The 13555-nt window shown below is 63.3% G+C and carries 15 protein-coding genes; 10 read left to right on the top strand and 5 right to left on the bottom strand.

Features of this window, described 5'->3' with window-relative positions; translation table 11 throughout:
- Positions 1–132 precede the first annotated feature (132 nt).
- The 3 genes from AC04PH_RS08015 to ilvN all read left to right on the top strand — a co-directional run bounded on the left by AC04PH_RS08015 (position 133) and on the right by ilvN (position 3740).
- Entirely contained in the window at positions 133–1065 is a 933-nt protein-coding gene (locus AC04PH_RS08015) for a fatty acid desaturase (protein ID WP_483065218.1), read from the top strand.
- A gap of 259 nt (positions 1066–1324) precedes the next feature.
- The gene (locus AC04PH_RS08010; RefSeq protein WP_483065217.1) at positions 1325–3076 is read left to right on the top strand and encodes an acetolactate synthase 3 large subunit; all 1752 of its coding nucleotides are present in this window, start codon (positions 1325–1327) and stop codon (positions 3074–3076) included.
- Positions 3077–3167: 91 nt separating this feature from the next.
- Positions 3168–3740 (top strand): acetolactate synthase small subunit, encoded by a 573-nt coding sequence (gene ilvN, locus AC04PH_RS08005; protein ID WP_483065216.1) that lies wholly within the window; start codon positions 3168–3170, stop codon positions 3738–3740.
- 70 nt (positions 3741–3810) lie between these two features.
- Here ilvN and AC04PH_RS08000 read toward each other — a convergent pair whose 3' ends face one another.
- Positions 3811–4089, bottom strand: a complete 279-nt coding sequence (locus AC04PH_RS08000; protein ID WP_483065215.1) for a hypothetical protein — start codon at positions 4087–4089, stop codon at positions 3811–3813.
- Positions 4090–4227: 138 nt separating this feature from the next.
- Entirely contained in the window at positions 4228–4485 is a 258-nt protein-coding gene (locus tag AC04PH_RS07995) for an EF-hand domain-containing protein (protein ID WP_483065214.1), read from the bottom strand.
- A gap of 330 nt (positions 4486–4815) precedes the next feature.
- Here AC04PH_RS07995 and AC04PH_RS07990 point away from each other — a divergent pair, with 330 nt between their 5' ends.
- The 5 genes from AC04PH_RS07990 (at position 4816) to AC04PH_RS07970 (ending at position 9058) form a co-directional block, all read left to right on the top strand.
- Positions 4816–5976, top strand: coding sequence for an aromatic ring-hydroxylating oxygenase subunit alpha (locus tag AC04PH_RS07990; protein ID WP_483065213.1), 1161 nt, complete (start codon positions 4816–4818; stop codon positions 5974–5976).
- Entirely contained in the window at positions 5973–6182 is a 210-nt protein-coding gene (locus AC04PH_RS07985; protein ID WP_483065212.1) for a hypothetical protein, read from the top strand. Before AC04PH_RS07990 ends, AC04PH_RS07985 begins: the two co-directional genes overlap by 4 nt.
- 74 nt (positions 6183–6256) lie before the next feature.
- Positions 6257–7198, top strand: coding sequence for a nucleoside hydrolase (locus tag AC04PH_RS07980; protein ID WP_483065211.1), 942 nt, complete (start codon positions 6257–6259; stop codon positions 7196–7198).
- On the top strand, positions 7195–7644 hold the full coding sequence (locus AC04PH_RS07975; RefSeq protein WP_483065210.1) for a GNAT family N-acetyltransferase: 450 nt from the start codon (positions 7195–7197) through the stop codon (positions 7642–7644). The genes AC04PH_RS07980 and AC04PH_RS07975 overlap by 4 nt, the downstream gene beginning before the upstream one ends.
- 1 nt (position 7645) lies before the next feature.
- A complete protein-coding gene (locus AC04PH_RS07970; RefSeq protein ID WP_483065209.1) occupies positions 7646–9058 on the top strand; it encodes a protein adenylyltransferase SelO in 1413 nt (470 codons plus the stop codon).
- On the opposite strand, the gene AC04PH_RS07965 is transcribed toward AC04PH_RS07970, so the two are convergent.
- The 3 genes from AC04PH_RS07965 to AC04PH_RS07955 form a co-directional block, all read right to left on the bottom strand.
- Complete coding sequence (locus tag AC04PH_RS07965; protein WP_483065208.1) at positions 9033–9932, bottom strand: DMT family transporter; 900 nt, start codon at positions 9930–9932, stop codon at positions 9033–9035. The two genes, AC04PH_RS07970 and AC04PH_RS07965, sit on opposite strands and share 26 nt — an antisense overlap.
- A gap of 190 nt (positions 9933–10122) precedes the next feature.
- Positions 10123–10668, bottom strand: a complete 546-nt coding sequence (locus AC04PH_RS07960; protein ID WP_483065207.1) for a peptidylprolyl isomerase — start codon at positions 10666–10668, stop codon at positions 10123–10125.
- Positions 10661–11167, bottom strand: a complete 507-nt coding sequence (locus AC04PH_RS07955; protein ID WP_483065206.1) for a peptidylprolyl isomerase — start codon at positions 11165–11167, stop codon at positions 10661–10663. The genes AC04PH_RS07960 and AC04PH_RS07955 overlap by 8 nt, the downstream gene beginning before the upstream one ends.
- A gap of 129 nt (positions 11168–11296) precedes the next feature.
- On the opposite strand from AC04PH_RS07955, the gene AC04PH_RS07950 reads away from it, so the two are divergent.
- Together AC04PH_RS07950 and AC04PH_RS07945 are read left to right on the top strand one after the other, a co-directional pair.
- Entirely contained in the window at positions 11297–12487 is a 1191-nt protein-coding gene (locus AC04PH_RS07950) for a phosphoglycerate kinase (RefSeq protein WP_483065205.1), read from the top strand.
- Positions 12488–12577: 90 nt separating this feature from the next.
- Complete coding sequence (locus tag AC04PH_RS07945; protein WP_483065204.1) at positions 12578–13471, top strand: fructose bisphosphate aldolase; 894 nt, start codon at positions 12578–12580, stop codon at positions 13469–13471.
- Positions 13472–13555 lie beyond the last annotated feature (84 nt).

Here is a 13555-nt window from a genome sequence, read left to right as displayed (position 1 = left end):
CCGTCGCGCGGCAGGCGCAGATCGCCCTGCCCGCCGCGCAGCTTGACAGAATGACGCACCTGCCTCAGTCTCTGGCCGTCCAGCACCGGTGGCGTGCGGACATTCTGACAGAGGCAACGCAAAGGGGCATTTGTGCGGACAGGTAAGGTGCGGGTCGAATGGGCCACGCTTGGGTTGATCGCCGCGGCCTATGCGCTGTGGTTTCTGGCGGGGCTTGCCTACACGACCGCCCTGTGGCCGCTGGGCATGTTGACCCTGCCTGTGCTGGCGGCCTTTCATACATCCTTGCAGCACGAAACCATCCACGGCCACCCGACGCAGCGGCCCTGGCTGAACGAGGCGCTGGTCAGCCTGCCACTTGCCGCCGTCTTTCCCTATCGCCGCTACCGCGACCTGCACCTGCGGCATCACCGCGACGAACATCTGACCGATCCCTACGAGGACCCCGAAAGCTATTTCTGGCCCGAAGATGCGGTCAACGGGATGAGCGATTTCGCCCGGCATGTCTTTGCGCTCAACAACACCTTCGTGGGGCGGCTGATCATCGGACCGGTGCTGACGATCATCGGGTTCGGGCGCACCGAGTGGGCGCTGCTGCGCGCGGGCGCGCCGGGTGTCCGGCTGGCCTGGGCGCTGCACGCCCTGGGACTCGTGGCGCTCGTCTGGATCGTCACGCAGGTCTTCGCCATGCCGCTCTGGGTCTATGCGCTGTGCGTCGTCTATCCCGCATTGTCGCTGACGGCGATGCGCTCCTACGCCGAACATCAGGCCGCCGAGAACGTCGGTGCAAGGTCAGCCGTCGTCGAAACACATCCCGTACTCGCCCTGCTCTACCTCAACAACAACCTGCATATCGTGCATCACGCCAGCCCCGCGACGCCGTGGTATGCGATCCCCGCGCTTTACCGCGAACGCCGTGCGCAATACCTCGCGGCCAATGAAAACACGCTGTTTCTGGGCTATGGCGACATCGCGCGGCGCTTCGCGTTTTCCGTCAAGCAGCCCGTGGATCACCCGCATTTGCACCGCGCGCAGGCCGGCGTGCGGGCTCGGGAAAACGCCTGAGACAACGCCAGAAATAAAGTTGCGAAAAATGTCCCGCAGACGACATTTTCTCCACCGGCCCCGGTTGACCCTGCAAATCGGGGTGGCTAGTGTCGCGCCACACGAAAGGGCCTTACGATGAAAACTGTCGTCGTCATTCTAGGAATACAGCGCATGGGCCGGTAACGGTAAAGCCATAACAGCTTCCCATGCGCCCCCGACAAAATCGGGGGCTTTTTTGTGAGACATCGAAACACGTGACGCGAAGGACGCGAGTGATATGACAAAACCCATGACGGGCGCGAGAATGGTGGTGCAGGCTCTGACGGATCAGGGCGTGGACGTCGTCTTTGGCTACCCCGGTGGTGCGGTCCTTCCGATCTATGACGAGATTTTCCAGCAGAACCACATCCAGCACATCCTGTGCCGTCATGAACAGGGTGCGGTGCATGCGGCCGAGGGCTATGCCCGCTCCACCGGCAAGGTGGGCGTGGCGCTTGTGACCTCCGGCCCCGGTGCGACCAACGCGGTGACGGGCCTGACCGATGCGCTGATGGACAGCATTCCGATCATCGTACTGACCGGTCAGGTGCCGACCTTCATGATCGGGTCCGACGCCTTTCAGGAAGCCGATACCGTCGGCATCACCCGGCCCTGCACGAAACACAACTGGCTGGTGAAAGAGACCGATCAGCTGGCGCAGACCCTGCACGAGGCGTTCCATGTCGCCCGCTCTGGCCGCCCCGGCCCGGTGCTGATCGACATTCCCAAGGACGTGCAGTTCGCGACCGGCAAATACATCCAGCGCAAAGAGATGCAGACGCATTACGCCCCACAGGTGAAGGGCGATCTGGAGGCGATCAAGGAACTGGCGAAAGCGATGGAAACCGCCAAGCGGCCCGTCGTCTATACCGGCGGCGGGGTCATCAACTCCGGCGATGCAGCCACGCAGCTGCTGCGCGAGCTGGTCGAGGCGACAGGCTTTCCCATCACCTCCACCCTGATGGGGCTGGGCTGTTATCCAGCCTCGGGCGACAAATGGCTGGGCATGCTGGGGATGCACGGCACCTACGAGGCCAATATGGCGATGCACGGCTGCGACCTGATGATCAACATCGGCGCGCGTTTCGACGACCGGATCACCGGCCGGATCGAGGATTTCAGTCCGAAGTCGAAGAAGGCGCATATCGACATCGACCCGTCGTCGATCAACAAGGTGATCCATGTCGACATTCCGATCATCGGCGACGTGGCGCATGTGCTGGAGGATCTGCTGAAGGTCTGGAAATCCAACGGCCGCAAGACCAATCGCGAGGGGTTGGCCAAATGGCACGCCCAGATCGACGAATGGCGCAAGGTCGACTGCCTGAAATTCGAGCAAACCGGCAGCATCATCAAGCCACAGCACGCCATCGCCCGGCTGGAGGCGCTGACCAAGGACCGCGACCGCTATATCTGCACCGAAGTGGGCCAGCACCAGATGTGGGCGGCGCAGTATCTGGGGTTCGAGGCGCCGAACCGCTGGATGACCTCCGGCGGGCTGGGCACGATGGGCTACGGCTTTCCCGCCTCCATCGGCGTGCAGCGCGCGCACCCGGACAGTCTGGTGATCAACGTCGCGGGAGAAGCATCCTGGCTGATGAACATGCAGGAGATGGGCACGGCGATGCAGTATCGCCTGCCGGTCAAGCAGTTCATCCTGAACAACGAGCGGCTGGGCATGGTGCGCCAGTGGCAGGAGTTGCTGCACGGCGAACGCTATAGCCAAAGCTGGTCGGAGGCGCTGCCCGATTTCGTGAAACTGGCCGAGGCCTTCGGTGCCAAAGGGATCAAGGTCGACGATGTCGCCGATCTGGACGATGCGATCATGGAAATGATCGACCACGACGGGCCGGTGGTTTTCGACTGTCTGGTGGAAAAGCACGAAAACTGCTTCCCGATGATCCCGTCGGGCAAACCGCACAACGAAATGCTGCTGGGCGATGCCTCGACCCAGGGCGCGATTTCCGGCGCAGGGGAGGCTTTGGTATGACCCGACTGACCCGCATTTCCGGTGCACGTGCTGTGCACGCCCGGTGCACGCTTTTCACACACGTAATTTCCGCCAATAAAGGGGCGCTTCCATGTCTCCGCTAAAACTGAAAAAAGGCGCGTCGAGCCACTCCGCCTATGACCTCAAGAACGCCTATGGCGACCGTGTCGAACAGCATACGCTGGCGGTGATCGTCGAAAACGAACCGGGTGTGCTTGCCCGCGTCATCGGCCTGTTTTCCGGGCGCGGCTACAATATCGAAAGCCTGACCGTCGCCGAGATCGACCACACAGGCCACCGGTCGCGGATCACCATCGTGACCTCCGGAACGCCGCAGATCATCACCCAGATCAAGTCGCAGCTTGGTCGAATCGTGACGGTGCACAAGGTCAACGACCTGACCGTCGAAGGCCCGTCGGTGGAACGGGAACTGGCGCTGTTCAAGGTCGCCGGAAAGGGCGACAGCCGGATCGAGGCGATCAGGCTGGCCGATATTTTCCGGGCCAACGTCGTCGACAGCACCTTGGAATCGTTCGTTTTCGAGATCACCGGCACACCGGAGAAGATCGACGCCTTCGCCGATCTCATGCGCCCTTTGGGATTGCAGGAAGTGGCGCGCACGGGTGTCGCCGCTCTGTCGCGTGGGGCGGACGCGACGATCTAAAGAATTGAATTAAAAAAAGGCCCGTGACACATGATGCCGCGGGCCTTTTTGTCCTGATCGAGCGTGCCGATCAGTTGTCGTCGTTGTCGATATTGAGATCCTGCGCGCTGGTCGCATCGCTCTCGCTGCGTGCGATATTGCTAGCCTCTTGCGCGTCGAGCACCTGATTGCCGTCGGTGTCCAGCACCGCGAATTCGGACAGACCCAGATCAGGGTACTGCGCCTGCGCCTGCGCAAAGGTCAGACCGGCGCTCGCCGGAGCGGCGGGTGTCGGCGTGATGCCGTCGCATGCCGCGAGGGTGACGACGGCGATACCGCCCAGGGCTGCAGTTTTCAAAGTGGTGTACATATTACTTCCTTTCGTCTTGTTGTCGGCACAACCCCGCATCGGCGCGGATCGTTCCATCACACAAACGTGCGGCCCCCCGCGCCCGATTGGGGCAAGCGCGAAGGGCCGCACAGGCCGAACGGGAAGGATAGCCCTCCGTCAGCCGTTCGCGGCAGGCAGGATACCCGCAGCGATCCCAACCGTGATTTCATCCTCATCCAGCAGCCCGTCACCAGAGGTGTCGAGCACGCCGAAAGTCTCTTCCGTCATGTCAGGCATGGCCGCCTGCACTTCGGGAAAGCTGTACATCCCGTCCCCGTTCACATCGATCACGGGATCCACGGCCTGCGCGAACGCCGGGGCGGTCAGCGACAGGGTGAGGACGGTCGTTGCAGCAAGGGATGTCTTCAGGGTCATTTTCAGTCTCCATGTGGAAATGCGAAGGCATCAGCGCCTTCTGAATAAAACCTCTGCCCTGTTTGCGTCCTTCGCCAGCATCACGGTTTAAGCCGCCCGAAAACGGCGCAGCGCCGCGCGTTCCGGGCCGGGTCATGGGCGGGCGATGGCTGACCGCGAAGGCCCGCGCCCCTGTCAGCGGACAACCGCGTCGCGCAAGGCGGTAATCTGGCAGGAAACAGCCTTGGTCCCGTGTCGCTCCGTGACAATCCGAAGTCGCGCCCATGGAACAAAGTCGCGACCCATTGGGCTATTTATTGAATTATCCAGACTGACCGAGGGAGATGCGCCATGCCCCGCGATTCGATCCAGACCGATCTGTCCGTCGTACGGCAACCGCTCGACCGGGCGCAGGGTTTGCCGAACGCGCATTACATCGACGAAGGTATTTTCGAAGAGGAAAAACACGCCGTCCTTTTTGCTAACTGGGCGGGTCTGGCCGCCGCCGCCGATGTGCCGGAGATCGGCGACGCAAAACCGATCGAATTTCTCGGCATTCCGCTGCTGCTGATCCGCGACCGCAGCGGCACTGTGCGCGTGTTCCAGAACATCTGCCGCCACCGTGGGATGATCCTGGTGTCCGAGCCGCGCAAGATCGAAGGCGCGATCCGCTGCCCATACCATTCCTGGTGCTATTCCACCGACGGCAAGCTCGTATCCACGCCGCATGTGGGCGGGCCGGGTCACAACACCCATGCGGCGATTGACCGCGACACGCTGGGGCTGACCGAAATCCGCAGCCACATCTGGTTCGGCGTCGTCTTCATCAACGTCGACGGCAAGGCCCCACCGTTCGAGGAGGCCCACGCCGACCTGCTTTCGCGCTGGTCCGAATTCGATCAACCACTCTATCACGGCGGCGACGACAGCCGGTTCGATCTGGCGGTGGCGACGAACTGGAAGCTCGCGGTCGAGAACTATTGTGAAAGCTATCACCTGCCGTGGATCCACCCCGGGCTGAACAGCTATTCCCGGCTGGAGGATCACTATCATATCGAACAGCCGGGCGCGTTTTCCGGGCAAGGCACCTATGTTTACCGGCAGTTGAAAGGCGACGAGGGACAGGTCTTTCCCGATTTCGCGGGTCTCTCCGCCAAATGGGACACAGGTGCCGAATATGTCGCGATCTATCCCAATGTCCTGCTGGGTGCGCAACGCGATCATTGCTTCGTGCTGATTCTGCAGCCCGATGCGCTGGACCGCACGACAGAGCACGTGCACCTGTTCTACGCCACCCCGGACACCGATCCGGCGATGCGCGCCAGAAATGCGACCCTGTGGAAAGGCGTGTTCGAAGAAGACATCTTTGTCGTTGAAGGTATGCAGAAGGGCCGTCGCGCGCCGCATTTCGACGGTGGCCGGTTCAGCCCGGCGATGGACGGGCCGACGCATCTGTTTCACGATTGGGTCGCGGCACAGGTCGAGGCGGGCCGGGCCATCGCCGCGGAATGAGCGCGCTGGACGCGCAGCTGCTTGCGGCCCATGCCGCCGATGACAGACGCGCGCTGGTGACACTCTATACGGAGGCCGCCGATCAGGCCGACAATCTGGATGCGGCGTGCTTCTATCTCACACACGCCTATGTCTTCGCGTTGGAAACGGCGCATCCTGATACGGTAACGCTCCTCGCGCGGCTACGCGCGCACGGGCGCGCCTGACGCCGCTTTCGCCTTGCCCCTGCCCCGCGCAAACGGCACTGTCCCGGCAATCCACGACAGACCTGAGGCATGACATGGCACCGCGCAAGATCATCATCGACACCGACCCCGGACAGGACGACGCGGTGGCGATCCTGCTCGCACTCGCCTCGCCCGAGGATGTCGACGTGTTGGGCATCACCGCAGTCGCGGGCAACGTGCCGCTGCCCCTGACGCAAAAAAACGCGCGCATCATTTGCGAATTGGCCGGCAAGACCGACGTGCCAGTGTTCGCGGGCTGCGACGCACCGCTGAAACGCAAACTGGTCACGGCCGAACACGTGCACGGCAAGACCGGGCTGGACGGCCCGCAGATGGCCGACCCGACGATGACCTTGCAAGACAAACATGCCGTCGATTTCATCGTCGACACCCTGCGCGCCGAACCGGCAGGCACCGTCACGCTCTGCCCGCTCGGGCCGCTGACGAATATCGCCACGGCGTTTCAGAAAGCGCCCGACATCGTGGAAAAGGTACAGGAGATCGTCCTGATGGGCGGCGGCTTCTTCGAGGGCGGCAACATCACCCCCGCCGCCGAATTCAACATCTACGTGGACCCGGAGGCCGCAAAGGCCGTTTTCGGCGCGGGCGTGCCGCTGGTCGTGATGCCATTGGACGTGACGCATAAAGCGCTGACGACAAAGCCGCGGGTCGATGCGTTTCGTGCCATGGGCACCAAGGTCGGCGATATGGTCGCCGCATGGACCGATTTCTTCGAACGCTTCGACAAGGAAAAATACGGCTCCGAAGGCGCGCCGCTGCACGACCCCTGCGTCATCGCATACCTGCTCCGGCCCGACCTCTTTTCCGGTCGTCACATCAACGTGGAGATCGAGACGCAGTCACAGCTGACGCTGGGCATGACCGTTGCCGACTGGTGGCGGGTCAGCGACCGCCCGGCCAATGCGCTCTTCATGGGCGATATCGACGCCGCTGGGTTCTTTGATCTGCTCGCAACGCGACTGGCCCGCCTGTGACCGCCGCGATCACATTGGCCGGGCCAGACCATGCGCCTGCCCTGCTGGGGCTGATGGCACGGTTTCACGACGAGCGCGGCATTGTGCTGAACGACGACCGCCGCGCCAAGGCCACGGCCCCCCTGCTGGCAGGCAGCCCGCTGGGCGCGGTCTGGCTGATCGGGCCGGTGCGTGCGCCGCTGGGCTATGTGCTGGTCACCTTCGGCTGGTCGGTGGCCGCTGGCGGCATGATCGGCTGGGTCGACGAGATCTACGTGCGCCCGTCGGTCCGCAGGCGCGGGATCGGCACAGAGGTGCTGCACGCCGTCGCCGTTTCGCTGGGCAAGTCCGACGTGAACGCGCTGCACGTCCGCGTGGATGAGGGTGACGACGCGGCTGCACGGTTCTGCGCGCGCGTCGGTTTTGCCGATGCGCCGCCCGCGCGCTGGATGACGGACACGCTGTAATATGCGCATCCCATTCGACAACAGTTTTGCCGCCTTGCCCGACGATATGTTCACACGGCTGCGCCCGTCATCGGTTGCCGATCCCTCGCTGATTGCGGTGAATGAAGAACTGGCCGAAACGCTGGGCATCTCGGGCGACCTGACCGGGCCGGAGGCGGTGACCGTCTTCGCAGGCAATGCCGTGCCGGAGGGTGCCGCACCACTGGCACAGCTTTACGCGGGGCACCAGTTCGGCAACTGGAACCCGCAACTGGGCGACGGGCGCGCGGTGCTGCTGGGCGAGGTCGTCGGCAAGGACGGCATCCGTCGCGATATACAGCTGAAAGGGTCCGGCCCTACGCCCTATTCACGCGGCGGCGACGGGCGCGCAGCGCTTGGCCCCGTGATGCGCGAATATCTGGTGTCGGAGGCGATGCACGCCCTTGGCCTGCCCACGACGCGGGCGCTGGCGGCGGTGCGCACAGGCGAAACCGTAATGCGCGAAACGCCCCTGCCCGGCGCGGTGCTGACGCGCGTGGCGCAAAGCCATATCCGTGTCGGCACCTTCCAGATCTATGCCGCGCGCGGCAACCTGCCCGCCCTGCGCGCGCTTTACGACCATACGGTCGCGCGCCACTACCCCGATGCCAAAGGCCCCGCCGATCTGCTCCGCGCGGTGCTGACACGGCAGGCCGATCTGGTCGCCCGCTGGGTGGGGCTGGGCTTCATCCACGGGGTGATGAACACCGACAACGTCAGCATCGCCGGCGAGACCATCGACTATGGCCCCTGCGCGTTCATGGATGTCTTCCATCCCGATACGGTGTTCAGCGCCATCGACCAATATGGCCGCTACGCATATTCGAACCAGCCCGGGATCGCGGTATGGAACATGGCGCAATTCGCGACCAGTCTGATCCCGCTGATGCCCGATCAGGACGCGGCCATCGAAGAGTTCACCGAAATCGTCAACGGCTTCTCAGCTATCTACGATACGTCCTATCGCCGCGTCTTCGCCGCCAAGCTTGGCATCGCAGATCCGACCCCTGACGACGACGCGCTGATCGCGGAGTTCCTTGCGATGATGCAGCGAGACGGGGCCGATTTCACCAACAGTTTCGCCGCGCTGTCGGGCGACGCCTTGCACGACCAGTTTCTAAGCCACCATGTGCTGGAAGCGTGGCAAGCCCGCTGGGACAAGCGCAAGACACCGAACGCTATCGAAATTATGGGTCGCGCCAACCCGAAGATCATTCCGCGCAACCACCGCGTGGAACAGGCGATACAGGCGGGCGTGGCAGGCGATGACGCCCCGTTTCACGCTTTGCTCGCCGCCGTCACCGCCCCCTATGCAGCCTTGACCGACGCTACGAGGAAATACGCCCGTCCGCCGGCTGACGATGAAAAGGTCACGCGGACGTTCTGCGGGACCTGACCGGACGGTTGATCAGGAAAATGCCCGCCGCGACCAGGACGAGCGCCACGATCAGCCACGGACCAACCACCTCGTCCAGCAGCAGCCACCCCAGAAACACGCTCAGCACCGGCGACAGAAAACTGAAAGAGGCGACACCGGACGCCGGGTAGATCGACAGCAGCCAGAGCCAGAAGATAAACCCCGCACTGACCACCACGACGATCTGAAACGCCAGCCCCGCCAGATGGATCGGTTGCAGATCACGCACCAGATCGCCCAGAAACAGCGACAGGACCAGCAGGAGAGGCGCAGAGACCGCAACCTGCCAGAACAGTTGCACCTCGGGTTTTACCTTCGACAGTTCCGTGCCCTTGACCACCAGCGCCGTCAAAGCCCAGCAGATCGCCGCCCCCAGCGCGAAGAAATCGCCCAGAAGGCTGCCGCCGCCCTGTGCACGGGTCAGGATCGCGACAGCGACACCGGTAAAGGCGCAACCCAGCCCTACGGTCTTGATCGTGGTCAGACGGTCACCGGGCAGAAAGAAATGCGCCATCAGCGCCAGCCACAAGGGCATAGAGTAGAAGATCACCGAAGATCGCGCGACGCTGGACAGATCGAGCGCCAGAAACAGAAAACTGAATTCCAGCGCGAAAACCCCGCCAAGAGCGATCCCCAGCCACATCACCCGTGGCGTCGTGCGTAGCGCGATCCCGCGCCAGCGCATCCAGCCATAGACACAGACCGCAGCCCCGAGCGAGCGCAACCCGGCAAAGAACACCGGCTGCAAGCCACCGTTGGTGACTTTGATGACGACCTGATTGAAAGCCAGCAAAAGCGCGAACCCCGTGAGCGCCACGGTGCCGAACAGGTCGATCTGGGATTTCTTTTCCATGGCGCCACCGGATGCGCAGCACCGAGAAGAGTCAAGCCGCCGCCTTGCGTATCACCTTGCCCGAAATACTCCCGCCGGAGGCATCCACCAGCTGCAAAAGGCGCGGCCCCCGAATGCGGACCGCGCCCTCTTTTCAAACGAAACCTGAAAAAGCGGGGTGCGGCCCGCAGGGCCGCTCCGCCGGATCAGGCTACTCCGTTACGCGCACGTCGACCATGCGGTCAGGCTCGCCGACGACAGCACCGTTCGGTCCTGTCCCGCGCTTGATGGCATCGACCACCCCCATGCCCGATGTCACTTCGCCGACGACGGTATATTGCCCATTCAGGAAGTAACCCGGTTCGAACATGATAAAGAACTGGCTGTTGGCGCTGTCGGGGTTCTGGCTGCGGGCCATGCCCACCACGCCGCGCTCGAAGGCGCGGTCAGAGAATTCCGCCGGGATATTGCCCAGATCGGACCCGCCTGTTCCGGCGCGGCTCAGGTCGCCACCGGCGACACCGTTCTGCACGTCGCCGGTCTGCGCCATGAAACCGTCGATCACGCGGTGAAAGACGACGCCGTCGTAGGATCCGGCCTCGGCGATGGCCGTGATCTGGGCCGCGTGCAGCGGGGCCACGTCCTCGAACAGGTCGATGACGATCGTGCCCTCGGCCTCTCCGGCCACGTCGATCTCAAGACCGGCTGCGAATGCAGGGCTGGCGACCAGCGCCAGAACGGATGCCAGCTTATACATCTGCTGCCACCTTCACGCTGATCATCCGGTCGGGGTTTGCGGGCGGCTCACCCTTGGCGATGTTGTCCACGTGTTCCATGCCCGACGTCACCATGCCGTAGACGGTATACTGACCGTTCAGGAAATCGTTGTCCTTGAAGTTGATGAAAAACTGGCTGTTGGCGGAATTCGGGTTCTGCGACCGTGCCGCACCCAGACTGCCACGGGCGTGCGGCACCTTGGAAAACTCGGCGGGCAGATCGGGCATGTCGGACCCGCCGGTGCCTGCGCGACCGGGGTTGTAGTTGTTTTCCATGTTGGCGTGTTCCACGTCGCCGGTCTGCGCCATGAAGCCGTCGATCACCCGGTGAAAGGCCACGTTGTCGTATTTGCCGGCACGAGCGAGGTCTTTCATCCGGGCCACGTGCTGCGGGGCCACGTCGGGCAAAAGCTCGATCACGACATCGCCGTCCTTCAGCGTCATGATGATGGTGTTCTCGGGGTCTTTGTACTCGGCCATGTGGCGCTCCTGTTGTCCGTTGTCCCGCTCCACATATTGCGCCGCGTCCCCTTTGCCAAGCGCGGGGCGGTTGACTGCAGCGGGGGCTTGCCGCAGGTAACGATGGAAACCTGCGACAGGAGCGTGACGATGACCGGCGACAAGACCTGGAAAACCCTCGACGACATGGACCTTGCTGGCAAGCGCGTGCTCGTGCGCGTCGATATCAATGTGCCGGTCGAGGATGGCCGCGTGACCGACACCACCCGGATCGAGCGGATCGCCGATACCGTCGACGACATCCGCGAAGCCGGTGGCAAGGTGATCCTGATGGCGCATTTCGGCCGTCCCAAGGGCAAGGTCGTCCCGGAAATGTCGCTGGAACACATCGCCCCCGCGGTGGCCGATGTGCTGGGCTATCCCGTCACTTTCGTGGACAGCGATTATGCCGGCGCGGTGGCCGAGATGGACGACGACGAGGTGCTGCTGCTGGAAAACCTGCGCTTCAACCCCGGCGAGGAAAAGAACGACGAGGCGTTTGCCAAGCGCCTCGCCTCGCTGGCCGACGTCTATGTCAACGATGCCTTCTCCGCCGCCCACCGCGCCCATGCCAGCACAGAGGCCATCGCCCACCTGCTGCCCGCCTGCGCGGGTCGCCTGATGGCCGAAGAACTGGCGGCACTTGAAAAGGCGCTCGGCACGCCTGACCGGCCGCTGGTGGCCGTCGTGGGCGGGGCGAAAGTGTCGACCAAGCTGGACCTGCTGGGCAATCTGGTCGGCAAGGTCGATCATCTGGTGATCGGGGGCGGTATGGCGAACACCTTTTTGGCCGCACAGGGCCATGACGTCGGCAAATCGCTGTGCGAACACGATCTGGCCGATACCGCGCGCGAAATCCTGAAAAAGGCTGACAAGGCCGGATGCGAGATCGTCCTGCCGCGCGATGTCGTCGTGGCGCGCGAGTTCAAGGCCGGTGCCGAGAACGAGGTCGTGGCCCCCGATGCCTGCCCCGCAGACATGATGATCCTGGATGCCGGACCCGACACCGTCACCTACATCAGCGAAGTTTTTGCCGGCGCGAAAACGCTGGTCTGGAACGGCCCATTGGGCGCCTTCGAAATCGCGCCCTTCGACCGGGCCACAAATGCCGCCGCCGGTGTGGCCGCGGCCCTGACCGACAGCGGCAAGCTGATTTCCGTCGCAGGCGGCGGCGATACGGTCGCGGCGCTCAATCAGGCCGGGGTCGCGGATAACTTCAGCTATATCTCCAGCGCGGGCGGAGCCTTTCTGGAATGGATGGAGGGCAAGGAATTGCCCGGTGTCGCGGCACTGCGCAACTGATTGCGCTACCGTTAGCGCGACCAGCATTGAGGGGACCGCGCGCCCGTGCTTAACGAGAGGTGAGGTTCAATCCGGCACAGGGACAGGCACATGACCAATCAGGCGCAACTGGATCAGGTCCGCAACGGCAAGGGCTTTATCGCCGCATTGGATCAGAGCGGCGGGTCGACCCCCAAGGCGCTGCGCCAGTACGGTATCGCCGAGGACGCCTATGCCAGTGACGACGAGATGTTCGCGCTGATGCATGCCATGCGCAGCCGGATCGTCACGTCACCTGCTTTTACCGGTGACAAGGTGGTCGGTGCGATCCTGTTCGAAATGACGATGGACCGCGAGATCGGCGGCAAACCGGCGGCGACCGCGCTTTGGGAAGATCATGGCGTCGTCCCGTTCCTGAAGGTCGACAAGGGGTTGCGCGACGCGCATGACGGCGTGCAACTGATGAAGCCCATCGACGGGCTGGACACCCTGCTGGCGCGGGCGGAGACGGCGGGCATGTTCGGCACCAAGATGCGCTCGGTCATCGGGGCGGCCAATCCTGACGGGATCAACGCCATCGTCGTGCAGCAATTCCAGATCGCGCAGCAGATCATCATGCACGGGCTGGTGCCGATCATCGAACCCGAGATTTCGATCGGCATCCCGGACAAAACACAGGCCGAAGACATGCTACTGGCGTCGCTGACGCAGGCCCTAGACGCCCTGCCCGACGACCAGCTCGTCATGCTGAAGCTGACATTGCCGGAGACGGCGAACCACTACAAACCTCTGGTCGACCACCCGCGTGTGCTGCGCGTGGTTGCCCTGTCGGGCGGCTACAGCCGGGACGAGGCGAACGCCCGTCTGGCGCAGAACGCAGGCGTGATCGCCAGCTTCAGCCGCGCGCTGACCGAAGGGCTTTCGGCGGACCAAAGCAATGCTGATTTCGACGCCACACTGGCCGCGACCATTGACAGTATCTATCGCGCATCCATCGCTGGCTGATAGACGGCCAGATCGAATCTGATATTGTGGCGTCACACCATTTGACGCGAGCGATTGATGCGAAACCACATTTTTGCGACGGCC

The sequence above is a fragment of the Yoonia sp. KMU-150 genome (assembly GCF_056858355.1).
The sequence above is the reverse complement of the archived record's forward strand: the minus strand, read 5'-3'. Positions and strand labels throughout refer to the sequence as shown.